The sequence below is a fragment of the Paenirhizobium cremeum genome, from assembly GCF_022884085.1.
Lineage (GTDB): Bacteria > Pseudomonadota > Alphaproteobacteria > Rhizobiales > Rhizobiaceae > Allorhizobium > Allorhizobium cremeum.
In genome coordinates this window covers 160,421-184,788 of the sequence record NZ_JAGGCS010000011.1, presented here as the reverse complement: position 1 = coordinate 184,788, position 24,368 = coordinate 160,421, and the positions used below count along the sequence as shown (strand labels likewise).

The window sequence follows — 24,368 nt, the reverse complement described above, 5'->3', positions numbered from 1 at the left end:
TTAGAACGAAGAACTTCGTCGCCAGCAGCGCCGCCGCCCTCTCGTTCGGTGAGGCGGCTTATAGAACCGCTTTTTTGGCCAGTCAACAGGGTTTTGTCAAAAAACTGTCGTTTTCTGTAAGGCGCTGAAAAACAACAGAAAAAACTAATCCCTTCTATCGTCGGCCTCTTACACACCACGATAGCCGGTTTTCCCTGCGGGCGAGCCGGACGATTGCCGGCCAGGAAATGCAATCCTGGATTTCAAGCCTGTCTGAAGACGTCCATTTCGACGAAACAGAACACGGAAAACAGGCCGCGAAACAGGGTGGAATGAAAGAAAGAGGGATCGCCGCACAATGCGAACTCGAACATTCGCGGCGACGTCCTTAGAAAGCGCCATCGGTGTTGTCCGATGGCGGACTATGAGCGCTCGCCCCTCGGAAGGGCCAGTGCCGCCGATATTCCCGATCGGTCGGCCTATATATGGAGAAGGGGCTTCCGGGGCCCCTCTCCCGGCTCGCTTCCTAGCCGTTGGTAATCATGATGAGGATGACGAACATCGCCGGAACAGCCGCCAGTGCCGGGATGATGATTGCCGGATAACCGAAGGCAAGGATCGCCAGCAACCAGAGAAGCAGCAGGTTGACGATGAACAGGACCTTCGCCGTTGTGGGGCCGTAGATCGCCTCCTTCAGCATCCAGCCGAAAACCGGCACATGATAGATCATCTTCGCAATCATCGAATTTTCCTTTCCCGGCAACGCCCGCAGGTTTGATTTTTATCATTTCAGTAGTGGCCCGCGTCGCTGGCGGCAATGCGTCAAATTGCCATTTGCCAAGCCTGACGCCCATGGCGACACAACAAGATGCGTTCGATGATCGCCATCGCGCATCCGACCATTTGATAGGCGCCCTCCGCGTGACGCTTCTGGACATGCTCCGCGGGATTACCCTATGAATGTCGAGATGATGGTTCCACCCGATCCGACAGTGAGGGTGGACGAAGAGGGAATGCGGTGAGGACTACCCATCAGGGGCCGAAACCGCGGCTGCCCCCGCAACTGTGAGCGGAGAGCGACGTCCTGAAGGCCATTGGTCGCAAGACCGATAAGGCGGACCGAGCCTTGACCCGCGAGCCAGGAGACCTGCCATCATTTTCGCCGAAACAACGGCACTTCACTCCAGCCGCGCGGTGGGCGCGGGAGAAAGGAAACGAACATGCATATTGAACCCGGCGTCGTCGACGGCGCAAAGATTGTCTTGAGCTATGCCACAGCGGCCGCGTCATTCGGCCTTGTTGCCAAGATGGCGCGTGACACCATCCTCCGCGATGCTGGCTTTGGCGCCCTGGCCGGTCGAAGCCTGATCGCCACCGCCCTGGTCTTCAGCTTTTTCGAGATTTTGCCTCACTATCCCGTCGGCGTTTCCGAGGTGCACCTGATCCTCGGCTCGACGCTCTATCTGATGTTCGGCGCAGGCGCCGCATCGATCGGACTGGCTCTAGGCCTCCTGATCCAGGGCTTTTTCTTCGCCCCCTTCGATCTCCCGCAATACGGCATGAACGTCACGACACTGATTGTTCCGCTATGGGCCGTGAGTGAGTTGGCCAAGAGGGTGGTGCCGTCGCGCAAGGCCTATGTCGATGTCACCTATCTGCAGGCCTTGTCGCTATCGACAGCCTACCAGGCCGGCATCGTTACATGGGTCGCCTTCTGGGCCTTCTATGGTCAGGGGCTCAGTGCGGAAAACCTGCAGAATGTCGCTGCGTTCGGCGGCGCCTACATGACGGTCATCATCCTCGAGCCTCTGGCCGACCTCGCGGTTCTGGCGATCGCCAAGTCCCTCGCGCGCCTGACGAAGACTACGTTCTTTTACAACCGTCTGCACCACGCCGCTGCGTGACGTTTCACCGATGACTGTTGAAGCGCATGGCCCTGCCATGCGCTTTTTCTTTGAAAATTCCGACGCCGTGCGCTAGGCGGCAGATATCGGCCCCGCTTGAGCCCGTGCCGCAACCGAGTGACCATTCGCGAAAAGGGGAAAGCCTTGCGCATTCTTTCGGAAGCCCATTTTCCTGAACTTCCAAACTACTATCGCGGCAAGGTGCGCGAGAACTACGACCTCACGGACGGACGGCGCATCATTATCTCCACCGACCGGTTGAGCGCCTTCGATCGCATCCTGACCTGCATTCCGTATAAGGGGCAGGTGCTGACCCAGACGGCGCGATACTGGTTCGAGCAGACGAAGGACATCTGCCCCAACCATGTCCTCGATTACCCCGATCCGAATGTCGTGATCGGCAAGCGCCTGGACATTCTGCCGGTGGAGATCGTCGTACGCGGTTATCTGGCCGGCACCACCGGTACCTCCATCCTGACGCTCTACAAGAAGGGCCAGCGGACCATGTACGGCGTGACCCTGCCGGATGGGATGCGCGACAATCAGGTTCTGCCGCACCCGATCATAACGCCGACGAGCAAGGCGTTCGACGGCGGCCATGACGAGCCGCTGACGCCAGAGCAGATCGTCTCCGAGGGACTGCTGACCCGTCAGCAGTGGGATAAAGTATCAGGCTATGCCCTTGCCCTTTTTGCCTGCGGTCAGAAGCTTGCAGCGGAACGCGGTCTCATCCTGGTCGATACGAAATATGAATTCGGCACGGATGCCGAAGGCAACATCCTGCTTGCCGACGAAATCCACACGCCCGACAGCAGCCGCTACTGGATCGCGGACAGCTATCCGGCAAGCTTCGAGAGCGGCAAACGGCCGGAGAGCTTCGACAAGGACTTCATCCGCGCCTGGGTCGCCGAACGTTGCGATCCCTACAAGGATGACATTCCGGCGATCCCGCAGGAACTGGTCGAACAGACATCAAAGGTCTACATAAAGGCTTATGAAGCGATCACCGGCCAGGATTTCATTCCGGACGATCATGGTGAAACACCGCGTGACCGCGTCAAGGAAAATCTGGCGGCCTATTTTCCGCGGAAGTGAGAACGCGTGTCCGAAGCATACAAGGCACACCAAAAGATGACAGGTTCGGCGCCGCCGGCGGCCAAGGAGCGGCAACCCCGCCGCATGCGTCGGCCGGCCGGCCAGACCCGAGAGGATATCCTCAACACGGCGGAGGAGCTTTTCCGCACCCGCGGTTACGCCAATGCGGCAATCGTCGACATCGCGCATGCGCTCGGCATGTCGCCGGCAAACGTCTTCAAGCATTTCCACTCCAAGGCCAGCCTGGTCGACGCAATCGCCGCACGCCATATGGAGACGAAATACAAGGGTCTCGCATCTCTCGACGACAATCACCCGGCATGCGAGAGACTATTGGCGCTGGCGCGCCATCTGATGGCCAGCCATCGGCGCGACCTCGAGGAAAACCCCTATATTTTCGAAATGATCCTGCTGACCGCGAAGGACGATCTGCGATGCGGCCACCGCTATCGCGACATCGTGCGCGCGGCCCTTGAAACGATTATTGTCGATGGCTGCCGGAAGGGCGAATTTGCGCCGCAGGATAGCACTCGGGCCGCCGAAGCGGCATTCTACGCCCTCGCCTGCGTGCTTCATCCCATCATGATCGCCAACGAGAAGCCCGACATATTGGCAACACGTTGCGAAGAAGTTGTCCGCCTGATCAATGCTGCACTGCAAACCGCACTTGATAAGTGACGAACTTTAACATACGTCACTTCGCATGCCGTCTCCCGGCGGCGAGTCCCGTGACTATTTCGTCACACACGGCGCCAACAATAAAAATTAACGAGAGTTAATTTCACCGTTGCGCAGAGGTGCTATAGCGATGCGTCATGGACCGTCTCAATTTCGACCTGGAAAAGACCATGAAACGACGCATTCAGCTGACCTCGGCAATCATGTTGCTCACCGCCGTCATCGCCGGTTGCAGTGATTCCGGCACATCGGGGCAGAATGCAGCCGGAGCGGAAGGCGCCCAGCGCCCGCCTTCGCCCGTCAGCGTCGTCGTCATGAAGAAGGCCGAGCATCCGCTGACCAGCCTGCTGCCGGGTCGCGCCGACGCATTCCAGACGGCGGATATCCGCCCGCGCGTCAGCGGCGTCATCAAGCAGATCGCCTTCAAGGAAGGCAGCGAGGTCAAGCAGGGCGATCTTCTCTATAAGATCGAAGACGATACCTATCGCGCGGAAGTGGCCCAGGCGCAGGCAAGCCTTGCCAAGGCCGAGGCAAGTGTCCCGACCGCTCAGTCCAACCTCGCCCGCTACGAACGGCTGGTCAACAGCGGCGCCACCCAGATCGAATATGAAAACGCCAAGGTGACCCTGCTGCAGGCCCAGGCGGATGTCGCCCAGGCAAAGGCTGCCCTGAATGCCGCCGAGATCAATCTGGCCCTCACCGATGTCAAGGCGCCCTTCGAAGGCGTGACCAGCGCATCGGCATTCTCGATCGGTAACGTGGTCACGGCCAACCAGTCCGACAAGCTCGCGACATTGCGCCGCCTCGACCCGATCTATATCGAGCTGACGGAATCGAGCGCCAATCTTCTGCGTCTGCGCGAAGCCATCTCCGCCGGTCGGGTCAACCAGCCCGGCGGCCAGATCGCCGATATCCGCCTGACCATGGAGGACGGCACCCAGTATCCGATTATCGGCAAGCTCGACATGTCGGAAATGGCGGTCAGCGAGACGACCGGAACCTTCTCGATCCGCGCCGTTTTCGACAACCCGGATAACCTCATCCTGCCCGGCATGTACGTGCGTGCAAGCGTCACCGTCGGCAAGGAAAACGGATACCTCATTCCCCAGCGTGCAGCGACCCGCAACGCCCGCGGCGAGCTCACCGCCAAATTCGTCAACGCCCAGAATGTCGTTGAGACGCGCGTATTCGAGCAGAGCAGCGTTTCCGGCAACAACTGGCTGGTGGCCGATGGCATCGCCGACGGCGACAAGCTGATCGTCGATGGTTTCCAGTGGATCGGCGACGGCGCAACCGTCGCGCCGGTGGAAGCGACGGTAGATGAAAACGGCTTCGTTGTCGAAGCACCCAAGGCGCCGGAAGCAGCCCCGGCTGCAAAGCCGTGATCGCGCGGCTTTTCGGGCAGCAACCAGGCGCGAAGGGATAACCAATGGCCAAGTTCTTCATACATCGACCGATCTTCGCCTGGGTGATCGCCATCGTGATCATGCTGGGCGGCGCTCTGGCGATCTCGACCCTGTCGATTTCACAGTATCCGGAAATCGCGCCGACGACCGTTCGCATCTCTGCGACGTATAACGGTGCGAGCGCCGAGACGGTCGAAAAATCGGTCACCACCATCATCGAGGACGGTATGACCGGCCTCGACGACCTCACCTATATGACCTCGTCCTCCAGTACCGGACGGGCGACCGTGACGCTGACCTTCGGCAACAGCATCGAGCCGGACATCGCCCAGGTGCAGGTGCAGAACAAGCTGCAGCTGGTGCAGTCGCAGCTCCCTGACGTCGTGCAGACCGCCGGCATCGAGGTGACACGCTCGACGTCGAGCATCCTTCTTGTCGGCGCGCTCGTCTCCACCGACGCAAAGCGCAGCCCCGTCGAACTCGGCGACATCTTCTCCACCCAGATCGAAGACCAGATCAAGCGTCTCGAAGGTGTCGGCAGCATTCAGGTCTTCGGTACGGGCTACGCCATGCGCGTCTGGCTCGATCCCTTCAAGCTGAACAAGTTCCAGCTGACGCCAAACGACGTCACCACCGCCATCGAGGCCCAGAATACGCAGGTATCCGTCGGCTCGATCGGTGCGCAGCCGGTTGCGCCCGGACAGCAGCTGAACGTAACGGTAACCGCACAGAGCCAGCTCCAGACCGTTTCCGACTTCGAATCGATCATTCTGAAGGTCGAGACCGACGGCGCAACCGTCCGCCTGAGCGACGTCGCCCGCATCGAGATCGGCCAGGAAAGCTATTCGACCAACACCCGTTCGAACCGCAATCCTGCAACCGGCTTCGCCGTCAACCTTGCCACCGGCGCCAACGCGCTCGATACGGCGGCCCGCGTCAAGACGGCGCTGGCCGCGGTCGCCCCGTCGCTGCCGGAAAACGTGGTCATCACCTATCCGTATGACACGACGCCCTTCGTACAGCTCTCCATCGAGAAGGTGGTGCATACGCTGATCGAAGCGATCGTGCTCGTCTTCTTCGTGTTGCTCATCTTCCTGCAGAACCTGCGCGCGACTTTCATTCCGATGATCGCCGTTCCGGTCGTTCTTCTGGGCACGTTCGGAATCCTGGCGCTGACAGGCTATTCGATCAATACGCTCACCATGTTCGCCATGGTGCTGGCGATCGGCCTGCTCGTCGACGACGCCATCGTGGTCGTCGAAAACGTCGAGCGCATTATGTCCGAGGAGCACCTGTCGCCGCTGGAGGCGACGGAAAAATCCATGGGCGAGATCACGGGCGCCATCATCGGTATCGCGCTCGTGCTCACTGCCGTGTTCATTCCGATGGCCTTCTTCGGCGGGTCCACCGGCATTATCTATCGCCAGTTTTCCGTGACCATTGTCTCGGCGATGCTGTTGTCCGCCGTTGTCGCCGTGGTCCTGACGCCGGCGCTCTGCGCCACCATGCTGAAGCCGATGGACCACACCAAGGAAAAGCGCGGCCCGGCAGCCTGGTTCAACAGAAACTTCGACCGCACCACCAACGGCTACGTCTCGACGATCGGTTACCTTTTGAAGCGTCCGCTGCGTGTCATGGTGATGTTCGCGATCGTCATCGGCGGCTGCGCATGGATTTTCGCGCGCCTGCCGAGTTCCTTCCTCCCGCAGGAAGATCAGGGCGTTCTCATGACGATCGTGCAGCTTCCGAACGGCGCGACGCAGGCCCGCACCGAGGAAGTCATCAAGAAAATCGAGAACTATTATCTCGACAAGGAAAAGGATGCGGTCAAGGACGTCTTCGCCGTCGCCGGCTTCAGCTTCGTCGGCCAGGGCCAGAACTACGCCATGGTTTTCGCCAAGCTGAAGGACTTCGACGAACGCAAGGCACCCGATCTGGCCGCATCCGCCATCGTCCGGCGCGCCATGGGCTACTTCTTCACCATTCGGGACGCCCAGGTATTCCCGCTGCAGCCTCCGGCCATTCCGGGCCTCGGCAATTCCAGCGGCTTCTCGATGTATATCGTGGATAGCGGCAACACGGGAACGGACGCACTGACGGAAGCCTCCAAGAAGCTTATCGGCCTCGGAACCACCAATGCGAAGATCAGTTCTCTGCGTTCCAACAGTCCCGACGCCGAAAGCCAGCTCAAGATCCTGCTCGACCAGGAAAAGATGGGCGCCATGGGTCTCGACCTTGCGACCGTCAATTCGATGCTGTCGACGATCTTTGCCGGCCGGGACGTCAACGATTTCACGCTCAACAGCGAACTGAAGCCTGTCTACGTTCAGGGCGACGCGCCCTATCGCATGCAGCCCGACGACCTGACGCACTGGTATGCGCGCAATACGGACGGCGAGATGGTCCCCTTCTCCGCCTTCAGCCAGGTCGAATGGGTTGGCGGCGCGCCGACGCTTGCACGCTTCAACGGCACGAGCGCCATCTCGCTGGAAGGTTCGGGCGGAGCAGGTGTCAGCTCCGGCGACGCAATGGATGAGATGGAGCGGCTGACGACCAGCCTGGGAGGCGGTTATACGGTCGCCTGGCAGGGCATTTCCTATCAGGAACGCCTGTCCGGCTCGCAGGCGCCTGCCCTTTATGCGCTGTCGGTTCTGATCGTGTTCCTCTGCCTTGCAGCACTCTATGAAAGCTGGTCCATCCCGTTCTCGGTTATCATGGCCGTGCCGGTCGGTGTTCTCGGCGCTCTCGCCGCGGCCTATTATTTCGGCCAGGCAAATGACGTCTACTTCAAGGTCGGCCTGCTGACGACGATCGGTCTCGCCGCGAAAAACGCGATCCTTATCGTGGAATTCGCCAAGGATCGCATGGTGGGCGGCACCAGCCTGATCGACGCGACGCTCGAGGCAGCCCGCCTGCGTCTGCGCCCGATTATCATGACCTCGCTGGCCTTCATTCTCGGCGTGGTGCCTCTTGCCATCGCCACTGGCGCGGGTTCTGCTGCCCAGAACTCGATCGGCATTGGCGTCCTTGGCGGCATGCTGGCCGCAACGGGCCTCGGCATCTTCTTCGTGCCGTCGTTCTTCGTGGTCGTCCGGAAACTCACAACCCGTGCAAAACCGAAAGAAACACTGTCATGACGATATGGTTATCGTTACGTTAAACAGATATTTACCATAATTGATTCCTCATTGAACGATAGGCGCGGCAACCGACGAAAATGACGACGCGCCTGCCGCGCGACGCAACCGAGCAAACACTAGGATAGTATGATGGTATCCATTCGCGTAGCCGCCCCCCTTGCACTGCTTCTGCTGTCGGGTTGCGTCACCGGTCCGGATCACAAGGCCCCGGAAATGCCCCTGCCGGCAAAATTCGGCGAAGGTGGCTCCAAGAGCACCGGCGATGTGGCCATGGCCCCCTGGTGGACGGCCTTCAACGACAAACGGCTCAATGCCTATGTCGAAGAAGGTCTGAACCAGAATCTTGACATTCTTCAGGCAATGGAACGCATCACCTCCGCGGAAGCGAATGTGACGGTGGCCGGCGCCGGCGCTCTGCCCAGCCTGGACGCCAGCGCCGACGAAACCGTGAGCGGCGCCGATGGCAGCTTCAGCTCCCAGGACACGCGCTCGACCACCAGCGGCGGCCTCAGCGTATCCTGGCTGCTCGATCTCTTCGGCCAGTACAAGCGCGCGAAGGAAGGAGCCAAGGCTTCGCTCGACAGCGCCTATGCAAGCGCCGACGTCGCCAGGCTCTCCTACCTGTCGGATCTGACGACCTCCTACATCAACGCCCGCTACTATCAGGAGCGCATCGCCATCGCCAAGAAGAACCTGGCATCGCGGCGCGAAACCCTGGAACTCACCAAGCTGCAGCTCGAAGCCGGCGCGGCCTCGCGTCTCGACGTGGTGCAGTCGGAAGGTCTGGTCAACTCCACGCTGGCCGACCTGCCCGGTCTGGAAACCAATTTCCGCCAGTCGGCCCATCACATCGCGACGCTGCTCGGCAAACCCGCTTCTGCACTCGTTTCCGAACTGCAGAAGGGTGCCCCACAGCCGGTCGCGAGGCGCAGCGTCAATGCCGGCGTCCCGGCCGACCTGATCCGCAACCGCCCGGACATCCGCAAGGCAGAGCGTGACCTCGCCGCAGCCGTCGCCGAAATCGGCGTCGCCGAGGCCCAGCTTTATCCGACGATCACTTTGGGCGGCTCTATCACCCCGTCCTACATCTCGACCAAGCCGCTGAAGGGTTCCTTCACCTCCTGGTCCTTCGGTCCGAGCCTGTCTCTGCCGATCCTGGATGGCGGCCGCCTGAAGGCCAATGTCGACATCGCCGAATCCTCGGCTCGTGAGTCCTACCTCGCCTGGAAGTCCACCGTGCTGAATGCCGTAGAGGAAGTCGAAAACGCGCTGGCCGCCGTGAACCGCGACAGCCAGACGGTTTCGGCCCTGGCCGCAACGGTTCGCTCCTACGAGGAAGCCCTGCAGCTTTCGACCGCAAGCTATCGTGATGGCGCTTCGTCGCTGCTCGACGTGCTCGATGCCCAGCGTTCGGTATCGAGCGCGCAAGCCAGCCTCGCACAGGCGGTCCAGCAGATGGCAGCGGACTACGTTACGCTCAATGTCGCCATTGGTGGCGGCTATGCCTTCGAGACCAAGAAGGCAGCGACCAACTGAGGATAGCGGCCTCCTGACAATTCAAAACCCGGCGGTCCCGTCAGTTCCGCCGGGTTTTTCGTTTCTCGGGACAATAAAGGCTCGCTCGAGGCCAGGGCCGGCCAGAACTCGGTGTTTCTCAGAAGGTTGCGGGCGTATTGATCCAGATGAGCACCGTCTCGCCGTCCGACGTGTTGTGCCAGGAATGCGGCCTGCGGCTTTCGAAATAGAAGCTGTCGCCGGCGTTGAGTTCGAAGAACCGGTCGCCGTCCAGGATAATCTCGAGACGGCCGGAAAGCACATAGATAAACTCCTCACCCTCGTGCTGGTAGGCTCCCTCGCTTGAAGCGCCCGGAGCGAGCTGGAACCGGTTGCATTCCATCTGGTTGCGCCCTTCGGCCAAGACTTGGATCGTCACCCCGGACGATGTCGTCGGCCATCGCGGCCACCGGCCATCCCGGATGAGAGATTCGCCGCCCTCCCGCTGTTCCTGGCCGCTGAGATTTGCAATCGTCGTCCCGAGCAGGCTCGCCACCGCGTGCAAGGCGGTGAACGACAGGCCGTGCGAGGTTCGCTCGAACGTGGAAAGCTGCGAGACGGACACTCCCGTAGCCTGCGCGACCGCTTCCAGCGTCTTTCCGGCATCACGCCGCAGCCGCCGTACTTTCTGGCCGACAGCGATTTCCGCGGTCTCCGCTCCCTCGTCCTCCACAACCTCGGCCGGGTCGCTTTCGGCTGTCGGGGCAGGCCCATCGCGAAGGTTCTCGCGGATGGCCGCGGGATTGAGCCCCTTCTCGCTCCGGAGCCAGGCGATGGTCTTCAGCCGTTCGACAAGCGCGAGATCGTAGAGCCGCTGGCCCGAAGGCGTGCGGATCGGCTGGATCAGTTCCTGGGTTTCCCAAAGCCTGAGCGTCGAGGGGGAAACGCCCGCCATCCTGGCGGCTTCGGCAATCTTGAAACGGATGTCATCCATGGAGACCGGCCCTGTCAGCGCATTGTCATTGCCATGCGTGATAAATGCGACAAACCATATTGCAAGTCTACAGAAAAAATGTAGGAAATATGCAAACCTCGCCATCGCTAGGAATCCGACGTCGAAGGTCAACCGCTTACCAAAGGGAATCCGAGAATGAAAAACTCCGAAATCGCAGCTCGCAAGGACGCGGCCATTTCCCGTGGCGTCGGCATGACGACGCAGATCTATGCTGCCAAGGCAGAGAATGCGGAGATCTGGGACGTCGAAGGCAATCGCTACATCGACTTCGCTGGCGGCATCGCCGTTCTCAACACCGGCCATCGCCATCCCAAGGTCATCGAGGCGGTGAAAAAGCAGCTCGACGCCTTCACCCACACCTGCCATCAGGTCATGCCCTATGAGAACTATGTCGCGCTGGCCGAACGCCTGAACAAGCTCGTTCCGGTTTCCGGACCCAAGAAGACGATCTTCACCACCACGGGTGCCGAAGCCGTCGAAAACGCCGTCAAGATCGCCCGCGCCGCCACCGGCCGCAATGCCGTCATCGCCTTCACCGGCGCCTTTCACGGACGCACCTTCATGGGCATGACCCTGACCGGCAAGGTCGTTCCCTACAAGGTCGGTTTTGGCCAGATGATGGGCGACGTCTTCCACGTTCCCTTCCCGATCGAGATGCATGGCATCAGCGTCGAGGAGTCGCTCGACGTTCTAGATAAGCTGTTCAAAGCCGATGTCGACCCCAAGCGGGTGGCAGCGATCATCCTGGAACCGATCCAGGGCGAAGGCGGTTTCTATGAAGTGCCGCGCGCGCTGATGAAGGCCGTCCGCCAGATCTGCGACGAACACGGCATGCTGTTGATCGCCGATGAAGTGCAGACCGGTTTCGCCCGTACCGGCAAGCTCTTCGCCATGGAACACCATGATGTGTCGCCGGACCTCGTAACGATGGCAAAGAGCCTTGCCGGCGGCTTCCCGCTTTCGGCCGTCACCGGTCGCGCCGAACTGATGGACGTTCCCGGCCCCGGCGGCCTCGGCGGCACCTACGCCGGAAACCCCCTGGCGATCGCTGCCGCCCATGCCGTTCTCGACGTCATCGAGGAAGAAAAGCTGTGCGACCGCGCCAACCAGCTCGGCAGCCGCCTAAAGCAACGCCTCCAGGCGCTGCGCGCAGACATTCCGCAGATCTCCGACATCCGTGGACCGGGCTTCATGGTTGCCGTCGAATTCGGCCAGCCGGGCTCCGTCAAGCCGGATGCGGATTTCACCAACGCCGTTCGCCTGAAGGCGCTGGAAAAGGGTCTGGTTCTGCTCACCTGCGGCGTCTATGGTAACGTCATCCGCTTCCTGTCGCCGATCACCATCCAGGACGACGTCTTCAACGAAGCCCTCGATATCATCGAAACCTCCCTCCGCGAATGCGCAGCAAAGGCCAAGGCATGACCATATCCACCCTTCTCACCTCGAAGCTGAAGGACGCGTCGCTCGCCACCGACAAGACGCTCGTCGGCACCGAATGGGTGTCGGCAAGCGAGAGCGGCAAGACCTTCGAAGTGACCAATCCCTCGACAGGCGATGTGATCGCCACCTTGCCGGATCTCGGCAAGGTGGAAGTCGCCCGCGCCATCGACGCCGCCTATGTCGCGCAGAAGGCATGGGCGAAGAAGACGGGCAAGGAACGTGCTGCGGTCCTTCGCAAGCTCTTCGATCTGATGGTCGCCAATGCCGATGACCTTGCCACCATCCTGACCATGGAAATGGGCAAGCCGTGGCCGGAAGCCCGCGGAGAAATCCTCTACGGCGCATCCTATGTCGAATGGTTCGGCGAAGAAGCCAAGCGCGTCTATGGCGACACGATCCCGGGCCACCAGGCCGACAAGCGGATCATCGTCATCAAGCAGCCGGTCGGCGTCGTCGGTGCGATCACGCCGTGGAACTTCCCGAACGCCATGCTCGCCCGCAAGATGGCGCCGGCGATTGCGGTCGGTTGCGCCATGGTCTCGAAGCCGGCGGCCCAGACGCCGCTTTCTGCTCTCGCCATGGCCATCCTTGCCGAGCGCGCAGGCGTGCCGGCCGGCGTGTTCTCCGTACTGACATCGACGGACGCAGCCATGGTCGGCCAGGAGCTTTGCGCAAACGACAAGGTGCGCAAGCTCACCTTCACCGGCTCGACCAATGTCGGCAAGATACTGATGCGCCAGGGTGCGGACCAGATCCTCAAGCTCGGCCTCGAACTCGGCGGCAACGCCCCGTTCATCGTCTTCGACGACGCCGATCTCGATGCCGCTGTCGAAGGCGCGATGATCTCCAAGTACCGCAATGCCGGCCAGACCTGCGTCTGCGCCAACCGCCTCTACGTTCAGGCCAACGTCTACGACGCCTTTGCGAAGAAGCTTGCGGAACGCGTCGGTAAGATGAAGGTCGGCGACGGCTTTGCCGAAGGCGTCACCACCGGCCCGCTGATCGACAAGAACGCCCTGAAGAAGGTCGAGGAACACGTCGCCGACGCCGTTTCCAAGGGCGCCAAGGTCGAACTCGGCGGTAAACCGGCTCCCCAGGGCGGCCTGTTCTTCGAACCGACCATCCTGACCGGCGTGACGCCCGACATGCGCGTCTCCACCGAAGAGACCTTCGGTCCCGTCGCCCCGCTCTTCAAGTTCGAAACCGAAGAAGAAGTCATCGAGATGGCCAACAACACCGAATTCGGCCTCGCCTCCTACTTCTACTCGAAGGATGTGGCGAAGATCTTCCGTGTGGCGGAAGCGCTGGAATACGGCATGGTCGGCATCAATACCGGCCTGATCTCCACCGAAACGGCACCCTTCGGCGGCATCAAGCAGTCCGGCCTCGGTCGCGAAGGCTCCAAATACGGGATCGATGACTATACCGAGATCAAGTACATGTGCCTCGGCGGCATCGAATAAGCTGCAGTACCTATCCTGAAACGAAGATCCCCGGCTTTGACCGGGGATCTTTGTATTCCCCATAACAAAAGCCCGGCACCATCGGCACCGGGCTTTTCGATATCCGGATCGAGCGGAAGATCAGTTCTTCGCGCGTTCGACGTAGGAGTTGTCTTCGGTCGCGATGACGACGCGGGTACCGGCGTCGATATGCGGCGGCACCAGGGTGCGGATGCCGTTCGAAAGCATGGCCGGCTTGTAGGAGGACGATGCGGTCTGACCCTTGACGACCGGCTCGGTCTCGACGATCTCGAGCGTGACGTGACGCGGCAGTTCGACGGCCAACGGAACGCCTTCATGGATCGACAGGACGCAGGTCATGCCTTCCTGCAGATAGGCCTTCTGGTCACCCATGGTCTCGACGTCGACGACGACCTGGTCATAGCTTTCCGGGTTCATGAAATGGAAGCCCTCGCCGTCCTCGTAGAGGAACTGGAAGTTCAGGTCTTCGACGAAAGCGCGCTCAACCTGCTCGGTGGTGCGCCAGCGCTCGGACACCTTCACACCGTCAACGATGCGGCGCATGTCGACCTGGGTGACCGGCGTGCCCTTGCCGGGATGGAAGTTCTGGGCGGTGAGCACGACGTAGAGCTTGCCGTCGACTTCGAGGACATTGCCCTTGCGGACGGAAGAAGCGATGATCTTGACCATGGGAATTCCTTGTATCTGCCTGTGAGCCGTCGTAAAGGACGACCCGCCGTCCGTATGACGTCTTCAAATTTCTTGGGCGCAACTAACCTAAAATCGGCGAAATAGCCAGCCCGTGTTGCAACAAGGACAGAGAAAGCCTGAATGAGCGTTCGCAGCCCCGCCTCTCCTTCCTGGTGGATGCCTTCGATCCATGCGGATCGCAGGCCCTTCCTTCTCGGGCGGAACGCAATTCAGGCAGCGTTGCGCGGCTATTTCGCCGCTCGCGACTTCATCGAGGTCGACACCGCCACGCTGCAGGTTTCTCCCGGTAACGAGGCGCATCTGCATGCCTTTGCGACCGAGGCGATCGGCAACGACGGCGAGGCGGCACCACTTTACCTGCACACCTCGCCCGAATTCGCCTGCAAGAAGCTGCTGGCGGCAGGCGAACCGCGGATCGCCTGCTTCGCCCATGTCTATCGCAACCGCGAACGCGGACCGCTGCATCATCCCGAATTCACCATGCTGGAATGGTACCGCACCGGTGAGAGCTATGAGCGGCTGATGACGGATTGTGCTAAAATCCTTGCACTCGCAGCCGACGTTGCGAAGACCAGCCGTTTTGTCTTCCGCAACGGCGAATGCGACCCCTTTGCCGAGCCGGAAAGACTGTCGGTCGCCAGTGCTTTCGAGCGCTACGCGGGAATCGATCTCCTCTCCTCGGTGGAGCCGGGCGGCGCGACGGATCGCGAGCGCCTCGCCGCGGAGTTGAAGCGAACCGGCATTCGCATCGCCGAAGACGACACATGGGCCGACCTTTTCAGCCGTGTGATCGTGGAAAAGGTGGAGCCGCATCTCGGTTTCGGCCGTGCCACCATTCTCGATGAATATCCGGTTGCCGAAGCTGCCCTTGCACGTCCGTCCGCCCGCGACCCGCGCGTTGCCGAACGCTTCGAACTCTATGTCTGCGGCGTCGAACTCGCCAACGCCTTCGGGGAGCTCACGGATGCAACCGAACAGCGCCGCCGCTTCCAGGCCGAGATGGCGGAAAAGCAGCGTATCTACGGCGAGACCTATCCGCTGGACGAGGATTTCCTTGATGCGCTGGCGATCATGCCGGAAGCCTCCGGCGTCGCGCTCGGCTTCGATCGTCTTGTGATGCTGGCAACCGGCGCACTGAGGATCGAACAGGTCATGTGGGCTCCGGTCGCGGAGGTCACCCGTTGAGCGCAAACACCCTGCGCACCGTCGACGATCTCGTCGCCTCCGGGCTGCTGCCGGCCTCCGACGCTTCCGGCATCCGACAGGTCGCGGATCGCTATGCCGTCGCGCTGACGCCGACGGTCGTCAACCTGATCGACCCGGCGGACCCGGCAGACCCGATTGCCGCCCAGTTTGTACCGACATCAGCCGAGTTGATTGAAGCCGAAGGCGAACGGGACGACCCGATCGGCGATCACGCTCATACGCCCGTCGAAGGCATCGTTCACCGCTATCCCGACCGGGTGCTGTTGAAGGCCGTGCATGTCTGCCCGGTCTACTGTCGCTTCTGCTTCCGTCGTGAGATGGTTGGACCACAGGGAGACGGCAACCTGAGCTCGGAAAAGCTCACCGCAGCCCTCGACTATATCCGCAGCCATGACGAGATCTGGGAAGTGATCCTGACCGGCGGCGACCCGCTGGTGATGTCGCCTCGCCGGCTCCGCACCATCATGGTCGAGCTCGCCTCGATGCCGCATGTGAAGATCGTCCGCATTCACAGCCGCGTGCCCGTCGTCAATCCTGACAGCATCGCTGCCGAACTGATCGAGGCGCTGAAGGCCGGCGAAAAGACCGTCTATCTGGCACTCCACGCCAACCATCCGCGCGAGATGACAAAGGCGGCACGGGAGGCCTGCGGCCGGCTAGCCGACGCGGGGATCGTTATGGTCAGCCAGAGCGTGCTGCTTCGCGGCGTCAACGACGATCCTGAAATTCTGGCGGAACTGATGCGCGCTTTCGTCGAGGCCCGGGTCAAACCATATTACCTGCATCATCCCGACATGGCGCCCGGAACAGGGCACTTTCGACTGCCGATCTCCGAGGGGCAGGCCATCATGCGCAAGCTTCGCGCCCGGGTCTCGGGCCTCTGCATTCCGACCTATATTCTCGACCTGCCGGGCGGTCACGGCAAGGTCGCGGTCGGCGAAGGCGCCATCCACGAAACGGATGAAGGCGTTTTCGAAATACTGGACCGAAATGGGACAACCCATCGCTATCCTTGAGCGACGGGGGCAAAACCGCCACGGCAAGTTTCCTCCTGTGAAAGACTTTTCCGGACCCCTTCATACAATTCCTTCAAATTGATGAGAGGTAATCACGTTTGTTTAACTACGTGACTTAGCGGAATCTTATGCCCTGCTGCAGTAAAAATTCCCCGAAATTTTGAAATTCATGTAAAGGAAGGGGAGAAACATGAACGAAACCATTCGTTCTCTGCTGGCCAAGGTTGGTGGACTGTCAATATCCGTCGAAGCGATTTCCGATGAGGCCGATCTCTATGCGGCCGGTCTTTCATCCTTCGCCTCCGTGCAATTGATGCTTGGCCTTGAAGAGGCCTTCGATCTGGAATTCCCCGACCACCTGCTCAACCGCAAATCCTTCGCCAGCATCGCCGCGATCGAGGCCACTCTCTCGACGATTCTGGAAGACAGAAAGGTCGCGTAATGGACCTCTCGGCAAGATCGATCGACAAGAGCCTGAAAAGCAGGGTGACACGCGTTGCGGCCGTGGCGGCCGCCTACGCAGATGACGTCGACAAGGCGGGACGCTTTCCGCGCGAGGCAATCGATGCCATGAAGGCGGAACGCCTGCTCGGCATCATGATCCCGGTCGAATTCGGTGGCGAGGGGATTTCCCACGCCGAGATCGCCGAGGCCTGCACCCTGCTGGCGCAATCCTGCGCATCGAGCGCGATGATCTTCGCCATGCACCAGATCAAGACGTCGAGCCTCGTCTCCCATGGTAAGGACGCCGAATGGCATCGCGCCTTCATGCACCGCGTCGTCGCCGAACAGCTCCTGCTCGGCTCCGCCACCACGGAAGCCGGCATCGGCGGAAACATGCGCAACAGCATCTGCGCCATCGAGGTCGAGGACGGCGTCTGCCGCCTGGAGAAGGACGCAACCGTCATTTCCTACGGCGCGGATGCCGACGCGATCCTGATTACCTCCCGCAGCCACAAGGATGCGGCGTCCACCGACCAGGTCATGACCGTCTTCACCAGGGATCAGTACACGCTTGAGCACACCCAGACCTGGGATACGCTCGGCATGCGCGGCACCTGCTCGGACGGCTTCATCTTCCGCGGGGAAGCTCCGGCCGAACAGATCCTGCCGCTGCCTTTCGCTGAAATCGCGGCACAGTCGATGCTGGCGAACGCCCACCTTCTGTGGAGCGCCCTCTGGTACGGCATCGCCGTCGATGCCTTCGCCCGCGCCCAAAACTTCGTCCGTACCGCCGCCCGCAAGGCACCGGGCACGCAGCCTCCCGGCCTCGTGCAGCTCGCGGAGATGTCGAGCCAGTTGCAGGTGATCCGCGCCAACATCGTAACCGGCCTCGAAACCTTCGAAGCCGCGCGCAGGGACCCCGACCGCCTGTCGTCGATGGGCTTCGCGGTGGCGATGAACAACGTCAAGATCGCCTCCTCGGAGATGATCCTGCCGGTCATCAACCAGGCCATGCGTATCTGCGGCATCATGGGCTACAAGAACGGCACGCCCTACAGCCTCGGTCGCCACCTGCGCGACGCCCACTCGGCGGAACTGATGATCTCAAACGATCGCATTCTCGCCAACACCTCCACCATGCTGCTCGTTCACAAGCAGGAAACCGGATTGCTGGGGTAAAAGCCATGGATATGCAGGTAAGCTTTCTCGACCGCCTCTTCGAAAGCGGTCTCCTGATCGAAACCGGTGTCGACGGCCTTTACGGCCGCAGCGGCCGCTTCGAAGGCGTGATCGCGGCGTTCGAACGCCTCATCGACCGCTATGGCGCTGCCGACGGCGCGGAAGCGATCCGCTTTCCGCCCGGCATGAACCGGGCCTATTTCGAAAAGAGCGGCTACATGAAGAGCTTCCCGCAGCTTGCGGGCACGGTGCACAGCTTCTGCGGCTGCGAACTGGATCACGTCAGCCTTCTGAAATGCATGGACGAAGGCAGCGACTGGACGGCCGAGCAGAAGGCGACCGATATCGTGCTGACGCCGGCGGCCTGCTATCCGCTCTATCCGACCGTCGCCAAACGCGGCAACCTGCCGGAAGCCGGCGGCCTCTACGACCTCCAGTCCTATTGCTTCCGCCACGAGCCGTCGAACGATCCGGCCCGCCAGCAGCTCTTCCGCATGCGCGAATATGTCCGCATGGGCACGCAGGCCGACGTCACCGATTTCCGCCAGACCTGGATGGACCGCGGCGTCAAGATGATGGCCGAAGTTGGTCTGCCGGTCGAAATCGACGTGGCGAACGACCCCTTCTTCGGCCGCGCCGGCAAGATGCTCGCCAACAACCAGCGTGACCAGAACCTGAAGTTCGAATTGCTGATACCGATCACCTCGGTCGCCAAGCCGACGGCCTGCATGAGCTTCAACTATCATCAGGATGCCTTCGGCACGAAGTGGGGCCTCAACCTCGCCGACGGAACCGTCGCGCACACGGCCTGCGTCGGCTTCGGTCTCGAGCGCATCGCGCTTGCGCTCTTCCATCACCACGGCCTCGACACCGACGCATGGCCGGCATCGGTCCGCGCAGCGCTCTGGGGTTGAGCCGACCGATGAACGCAGTCTTCCCCGGCATCGAGCCGGCCAAATACGTAGCCCATGCCCTGCATGCGAGCGACCGGATGTGGCCGGAAACCAACTGCTATGTCGACCTCTGGATCGAGGTGCTGGCAAGCCACCACGTCGCACCCGAAGCCATGCTGGGCTTCACCCTGACCCAAGATTTCGAGGGCGACCAGTTCACCTTTTTCAAGGTACCGCTGGAGGACCTCGAGGAGCTCTATGGCATCCGCGTCACGGAACTGGCGATCTTCGACAGCGTCCAGGCCCATGTCGCGGAACAGATCCGGCGCGGCCGCATCTGCCTCGTCGAGATGGACAGCTTCTACATGCCCGACACCCGCGGCGTCGGCTACCGGCAGGACCACGGCAAGACAACGGTCGCGATCAATCGGCTGGACATGGCCGGTCGCGCCATGGACTATTTCCACAATGGCGGCTTCTTTCATGTCGACGGCGAGGATTTCGACGGCCTGTTCCATTTGAACGCCCCCGAGGGCGCCCTGCCCTTCCTGCCGTATACGGAATTCGCCAAGTTTCCGGCAAAGCCAGTTCCCCGCGAACACAAGCGTACGGTCGCCGCAAAACTGTTGCACCGCCACTATGACCGCCGGCCCCGTGCCAACCCGATCGCAGCCTTTGCAGACGTCTTTCCGGCACAGGTCGAAGCGATCGCGGAGCGTCCGTTCGGCTACTTCCACAAATACGCCTTCAACACGCTCCGCCAGTTCGGCGCCAATTTCGAACTTCTGGCAAGCCATCTCACCTGGCTTTCCGAGGAAAGCTACGTCCCGGTCGTCGAGCAGGCGTTGAAGATTTCGGAAATGGCGAAATCGGTGCAGTTCCAGCTTGCACGCGCCGTGACGCGCAAGAAGTTCGACCCCCTTGTTTCGGCCCTCGACCCGGCTGCCGAAGCCTGGGACAGAATGATAGGCGAACTTGGCAAGACGCTTTCCTGACGTCACGATCCGGCCTAAGGACAAGAACCGGCTGCAATTTCGCGGGGGCTGACAGATGATGACGACCTATCTCGGCGCTGACGAGCGGCCGCTCGAAACCGGCTGGACGATGCTCGTCACCGAGGCGGGCCGCTATGCCACCGCACGCGACGTGCATCGTCCGGCGGCGCGCATTCCCGCACCGGTTCCCGGAACCGTCGCCTCCGCGCTTGCCGGCGCCGGTCTCTTCGATCCCGAAAAGCCCCACTCGCTCCATGACAAGGACGCCTGGTATTTCCGCTCCCTGGAAGGCGAGGAGCCGGGCTCGGCCATCCTGCGGTTCGGCGGTCTTGCGACCATTGCCGATATCTATCTGAACGGAGAGCTCAAGCTCTCCTCCACAAGCATGTATCAGGCGCATGACCTGGAAATCGTCCTGACAGGTCGGGACGAAATCGCCATATGCTTCCGCGCGCTGGAAGCCGAACTCGCTAAACGTGGCCCCCGCGCCCGCTGGCGTCCCAACCTGATGGACAATCAGGGGCTTCGGCTCGTCCGGACCACGGCGCTCGGGCGCATGCCCGGCTGGTGTCCGGATGTCCATCCAGTCGGCCCATTCCGCTCGATCAGCCTGATACGGGCGAAGGCTGGCCTTGACGATCTCTCGATCCGCGGCAGCCTTGCTGAAGACGGGACAGGAACGCTTTCGGTTTCGTTTTTTCTGCGGGAGACCGCCGGGAACCTTCGCCTCGGCTGCGACAGTCGGGAAGCCGCTTTTGCACGAACCGCAGAAGGACGCTGGCAGGCCGAGCTTTCCCTGCCCGACGTGCAACCCTGGTGGCCACGCACCCACGGCGAACCGAAGCTGCATGACGTCATCCTCGACATCGACGGCATGCGCCATTCGCTCGGCCTCACCGGTTTCAGACGGATCGAGATCGATCGCGGAGCCGACGGAGAGGACTTCGCTCTTCTCGTCAACGGTACGCGCATCTTCTGCCGTGGCGCCGTCTGGACCAATGCCGATATCCTTCGTCTGCCCGGTGCGGCGGAAGACTACGCTCCATGGCTTGCGAAGGCGGCCGAAGCGAACATGAACATGATCCGCATCGGCGGCACCATGTGCTATGAGAGCCCCGATTTCTTCCGCCTCTGCGACCGGCTCGGCATTATGGTCTGGCAGGACCTGATGTTTGCGAATTTCGACTATCCCGTCGCGGACGAGGCCTTCATCGCTTCGATCGACACGGAAATCCGGCAATTGCTGTCGGCAACACAGGTCTCACCATCGCTGGCCGTCGTCTGCGGCGGCAGCGAGGTCTATCAGCAGGCCGCCATGCTGGGCCTGCCGGAACGGATCTGGAAGACACCGTTCTTCGCCGAAGTTCTTCCCCGCATTGTCTCCAATGTCCGGCCCAATGTGCCCTATGTCGAAAACTCCCCTTCCGGCGGGGCCATGCCGTTTTCGCCAAACGCCGGGGTCACCCATTATTACGGCGTCGGCGCCTATTGCCGCCCGCTGGAAGACGCCCGTCGCGCCGGTGTGCGCTTCGCCGCCGAGAGCCTCGCCTTCGCCAGCGTGCCGGAACAGGAAACGCTCGACCGGCACCTTCCAGTCGCGCCCGTTCACGACCCCCGCTGGAAGGCGCGCGTGCCGCGCGACCGCGGAGCACCCTGGGATTTCGAGGATGTCCGCGATCACTATCTCGGCGATCTCTACGGCATCGACCCCGCCCGCCTGCGCCGCGAGGATGCCGGGCGCTATCTCGATTTCTCCCGCGTGGTCGTCGCCGAGGTCGTAACCGAGACCTATGCCGAATGGCGCAGGCCGAAATCGACCTGCAACGGCGCCCTCGTCTGGACCCTCCAGGACCTTCAGCCCGGCCCCGGCTGGGGCGTCATCGATTCAACCGGAAAACCAAAGGCCGTATGGCATGCCTTGAAGCGCGCCTTCCGCCCGCTGCAGATCGTATTGACCGATGAAGGCACCAACGGCCTTGACGTTCACTTGCTGAACGATACCGCGACTGCAAGAAACGTCGTTGTCGAAGTCGCCTGCCTTCGCGAAGGCGCACATCCGGTCGTCAGCGGTAAGCGGGAGACGCTGCTTGCAGCCCGCAGCGGCGAAACGATTGCCTGCACCGATCTGTTCGGTGCCTTCTTCGATACCGCCTATGCCTTCCGTTTCGGCCCACCGTCCCATGACGTGACCGTGGCCCGCCTTCTGGATGGCGAAACGGGCGTCATGCTCGCCGAAGCCTTTCACTTCCCGCAGGGCCGCACGACAGCCCTTCACCCGGCAGAACTGGAGGTCTCCCTGCAGGAAACCGAGGGTGGCTGGATGCTCGAACTATCTGCCAGGGTCTTCGCCCAGTCCGTCCATATTTCCTCGGAGACCCATGACGCGGAGGAGAACTGGTTCCATCTTGCGCCGGGCGCAAAGCGACGCATCGGCCTTCGCCCGATGGGTGCGTCCGGGGAAAGCATGCCGGCGGGAACCGTCTCCCATCTCGGCTCGCAGCGTCGTTTCAGTTTTTGAGAACCGCCATGTCCTGTACCGCGCGAAGATAGGCTTCGCGCGCGGCAACCGGCGTGAGATTGTGATCCGCATCCGGCAGGATCGTCATCCGCACATTGGGATAGCGAGAAAGCCCCCGTCCACCTTCGCCAAAATGTTCGGCAAGATGTACGAGACCGACATCGTCTTCGCTGTAGATCAGGTCGATAGAGGTATTTCGGTCCAGAAGCATCTGGAATTCGCCGATGATCCGGGAATGCAGCGAGCCGCTGTGTGAAAAGCGGTTGAGAACCGGAAGCAGGTAGCGCTTCAGCCGACGAAGGACGGCCAGCACCATGTTGGTCGCAGCGCCCAGGACGTCGACCTCCCTCCTTAGCAGACGGCGGAACGTCTCGAGCTTCAGCATCCGGCTGCGATATTCGTGAAGCTGGCGCGGAGCGGAGTGGATCACCACATCGACATCGAGAGCCGGGTCCCACTGAAAGGCATAGGGATTGGCGATCACTGCTCCCTTGAGCCGAGGATCGGCAACCACGCTGCGAAACCCGAGATAGCTGCCGCTGCAACGGCCGCAGATGACAGCCGGCAGCAACTCGCTCTTTTCGAGGAAATCAAGAGCGGCTTCGACATCGTCGAGCTGCGAGGGATGGTAGAGGACCTGCCTCGGTCCACCCGGCACCGGGGGGCTGTCGCCGATATTGGCGGCATCGAACCGTAGCGATGCAATCCCCTCCCTTGCGAGCTGCCGCGCCATCTCGACACCGGACCGGCCCCAGCCGGCATGTCTGTCATAAGCCGTTCCCAGGATGATCGTCGTCGCACCCCTCCGTTTGCCGAGCGGCTGGCATAGGACGCCGTACAGTCTGCCATTCTCCCCGAAGGTAACCGGCAACTCCCGGAAATGCCGACCGGCAAGTTCGGCAGGTGAGGCGATCATCGCCCCCGCATGTGCGTCATCCTTCAACGAAGGACCACGCAGGCTGGACACCCAGGCAATCAGCCTTTCCCCAACGCCTTCCGGCATCACCGAGATCAGGGGATTGGAAACGAATGCGTCGTAACCGACATAGTCGATCTCGCAGATATCGGCTCCGGCGCCACGGAGAGTTTCAGCGAACTGCTTGTCGCCCGGCCGATCAGGACGAAGGGCGACGAGCGCCTTTCGAACGGCAACCTCAGGCATCCCGGCCTTGCGGAGATCGGAGACGATGTCTTCCGGCATAAACAGCCCGCCGATCGCAGTCCGATCGCGAACACGGTCCTTTTCCGGAACTCCAAGCCCTTCATCGACCATACGCGACCAAATCTGCAATTCGCGCAAATGCGCCCGGCCCGAAACAACCGGAGCAAGACAGGCAATACCGGCGGTACTGCCGAGCCGCTCCAGAACCCGTAGCGCAAGCATCGAACCGAGCCCCTGGCTCACCACGGCGATCGTGCCGCAGCCGGATAAGGCGCGCAATTGCGCCGCCGCTTCGACGATGTCGTTTTCCCAACGAGCAAGACCCGACGGAGCGCCGTCGACGATGTCGAGCGCATCGCCGGTTCCGGAATAGTCGAAGCGGAAACTGGCGATACCCTTTGCCGACAACCCATCGCCGAGCATCCGCCAGAACTTGTGCAGGCAGAGCTCTTCCAGCCCCCACGGACTGACGAACAATACCGCGAGATCGAGGCGCGGCGCGGCGGGCGGCATGAAAAGGCCGACCGTGCCGGAAAACGTCACGGGACGAGCGGCGGAGAGAGCCGGTTTCAGGACCGGTTCCACACTCTCACACGATATCTTCGACAAGGCATTCATGGCGCTCCCCCA

General features: G+C 61.5%; 19 protein-coding genes and 1 riboswitch. Of the genes, 15 read left to right on the top strand and 4 right to left on the bottom strand.

The annotated features are described in order from the left end of the window. Window positions 1-505 precede the first annotated feature (505 nt). Entirely contained in the window at window positions 506-721 is a 216-nt protein-coding gene (locus J5N58_RS19270) for a hypothetical protein (protein ID WP_112829563.1), read from the bottom strand. Window positions 722-934: 213 nt separating this feature from the next. Beyond that, a riboswitch (cobalamin riboswitch) is annotated at window positions 935-1,148 on the top strand. A 51-nt stretch (window positions 1,149-1,199) separates the two neighbouring features. Between J5N58_RS19270 and J5N58_RS19265 the strand changes: the two genes are divergently transcribed. The 6 genes from J5N58_RS19265 (at window position 1,200) to J5N58_RS19240 (ending at window position 9,738) form a co-directional block, all read left to right on the top strand. Beyond that, the gene (locus tag J5N58_RS19265) at window positions 1,200-1,883 is read left to right on the top strand and encodes an energy-coupling factor ABC transporter permease (RefSeq protein ID WP_113442970.1); all 684 of its coding nucleotides are present in this window, start codon (window positions 1,200-1,202) and stop codon (window positions 1,881-1,883) included. A 144-nt stretch (window positions 1,884-2,027) separates the two neighbouring features. After that, the gene (locus tag J5N58_RS19260) at window positions 2,028-2,978 is read left to right on the top strand and encodes a phosphoribosylaminoimidazolesuccinocarboxamide synthase (RefSeq protein ID WP_113424636.1); all 951 of its coding nucleotides are present in this window, start codon (window positions 2,028-2,030) and stop codon (window positions 2,976-2,978) included. 36 nt (window positions 2,979-3,014) lie between these two features. Beyond that, a complete protein-coding gene (locus tag J5N58_RS19255; protein ID WP_244712351.1) occupies window positions 3,015-3,656 on the top strand; it encodes a TetR/AcrR family transcriptional regulator in 642 nt (213 codons plus the stop codon). A 170-nt stretch (window positions 3,657-3,826) separates the two neighbouring features. Next, complete coding sequence (locus tag J5N58_RS19250; protein WP_112829586.1) at window positions 3,827-5,041, top strand: efflux RND transporter periplasmic adaptor subunit; 1,215 nt, start codon at window positions 3,827-3,829, stop codon at window positions 5,039-5,041. A 44-nt stretch (window positions 5,042-5,085) separates the two neighbouring features. Next, window positions 5,086-8,199: an efflux RND transporter permease subunit gene (locus tag J5N58_RS19245; protein WP_112829560.1), complete on the top strand. Its 3,114-nt coding sequence runs from the start codon at window positions 5,086-5,088 to the stop codon at window positions 8,197-8,199. Between the two features lie 132 nt (window positions 8,200-8,331). After that, entirely contained in the window at window positions 8,332-9,738 is a 1,407-nt protein-coding gene (locus tag J5N58_RS19240; RefSeq protein ID WP_113442971.1) for an efflux transporter outer membrane subunit, read from the top strand. A gap of 118 nt (window positions 9,739-9,856) precedes the next feature. Here the strand turns inward: J5N58_RS19240 and J5N58_RS19235 are convergent, their stop codons facing one another. Continuing rightward, window positions 9,857-10,690 carry a cupin domain-containing protein gene (locus tag J5N58_RS19235; RefSeq protein ID WP_112829558.1) on the bottom strand — a complete coding sequence of 278 codons (834 nt, stop codon included), beginning with the start codon at window positions 10,688-10,690 and terminating at the stop codon, window positions 9,857-9,859. Window positions 10,691-10,846: 156 nt separating this feature from the next. Between J5N58_RS19235 and J5N58_RS19230 the strand changes: the two genes are divergently transcribed. Together J5N58_RS19230 and J5N58_RS19225 are read left to right on the top strand one after the other, a co-directional pair. Next, window positions 10,847-12,133 carry a 4-aminobutyrate--2-oxoglutarate transaminase gene (locus J5N58_RS19230; protein WP_112829557.1) on the top strand — a complete coding sequence of 429 codons (1,287 nt, stop codon included), beginning with the start codon at window positions 10,847-10,849 and terminating at the stop codon, window positions 12,131-12,133. Beyond that, window positions 12,130-13,614, top strand: coding sequence for an NAD-dependent succinate-semialdehyde dehydrogenase (locus tag J5N58_RS19225; protein ID WP_112829585.1), 1,485 nt, complete (start codon window positions 12,130-12,132; stop codon window positions 13,612-13,614). The genes J5N58_RS19230 and J5N58_RS19225 overlap by 4 nt, the downstream gene beginning before the upstream one ends. Before the next feature lie 120 nt (window positions 13,615-13,734). On the opposite strand, the gene efp is transcribed toward J5N58_RS19225, so the two are convergent. Then, window positions 13,735-14,304, bottom strand: a complete 570-nt coding sequence (gene efp, locus J5N58_RS19220) for an elongation factor P (protein WP_112829556.1) — start codon at window positions 14,302-14,304, stop codon at window positions 13,735-13,737. 141 nt (window positions 14,305-14,445) lie between these two features. On the opposite strand from efp, the gene epmA reads away from it, so the two are divergent. The 7 genes from epmA to J5N58_RS19185 all read left to right on the top strand — a co-directional run bounded on the left by epmA (window position 14,446) and on the right by J5N58_RS19185 (window position 22,576). After that, window positions 14,446-15,510, top strand: a complete 1,065-nt coding sequence (epmA, locus tag J5N58_RS19215) for an EF-P lysine aminoacylase EpmA (protein WP_113442973.1) — start codon at window positions 14,446-14,448, stop codon at window positions 15,508-15,510. Further along, on the top strand, window positions 15,507-16,547 hold the full coding sequence (locus J5N58_RS19210; RefSeq protein WP_244712341.1) for a lysine-2,3-aminomutase-like protein: 1,041 nt from the start codon (window positions 15,507-15,509) through the stop codon (window positions 16,545-16,547). The genes epmA and J5N58_RS19210 overlap by 4 nt, the downstream gene beginning before the upstream one ends. A gap of 190 nt (window positions 16,548-16,737) precedes the next feature. Next, window positions 16,738-16,989 (top strand): acyl carrier protein, encoded by a 252-nt coding sequence (locus tag J5N58_RS19205; RefSeq protein WP_113339307.1) that lies wholly within the window; start codon window positions 16,738-16,740, stop codon window positions 16,987-16,989. Further along, complete coding sequence (locus J5N58_RS19200) at window positions 16,989-18,170, top strand: acyl-CoA dehydrogenase family protein (protein ID WP_113339308.1); 1,182 nt, start codon at window positions 16,989-16,991, stop codon at window positions 18,168-18,170. Before J5N58_RS19205 ends, J5N58_RS19200 begins: the two co-directional genes overlap by 1 nt. A gap of 5 nt (window positions 18,171-18,175) precedes the next feature. Then, window positions 18,176-19,084: an amino acid--[acyl-carrier-protein] ligase gene (locus tag J5N58_RS19195; RefSeq protein ID WP_113424643.1), complete on the top strand. Its 909-nt coding sequence runs from the start codon at window positions 18,176-18,178 to the stop codon at window positions 19,082-19,084. A gap of 8 nt (window positions 19,085-19,092) precedes the next feature. After that, the gene (locus J5N58_RS19190) at window positions 19,093-20,058 is read left to right on the top strand and encodes a DUF1839 family protein (RefSeq protein WP_244712339.1); all 966 of its coding nucleotides are present in this window, start codon (window positions 19,093-19,095) and stop codon (window positions 20,056-20,058) included. 58 nt (window positions 20,059-20,116) lie between these two features. Beyond that, entirely contained in the window at window positions 20,117-22,576 is a 2,460-nt protein-coding gene (locus J5N58_RS19185) for a glycosyl hydrolase 2 galactose-binding domain-containing protein (protein ID WP_244712358.1), read from the top strand. Here J5N58_RS19185 and J5N58_RS19180 read toward each other — a convergent pair. Continuing rightward, on the bottom strand, window positions 22,566-24,356 hold the full coding sequence (locus J5N58_RS19180) for an alpha/beta hydrolase family protein (RefSeq protein ID WP_244712336.1): 1,791 nt from the start codon (window positions 24,354-24,356) through the stop codon (window positions 22,566-22,568). The two genes, J5N58_RS19185 and J5N58_RS19180, sit on opposite strands and share 11 nt — an antisense overlap. Between the last annotated feature and the right edge of the window lie 12 nt (window positions 24,357-24,368).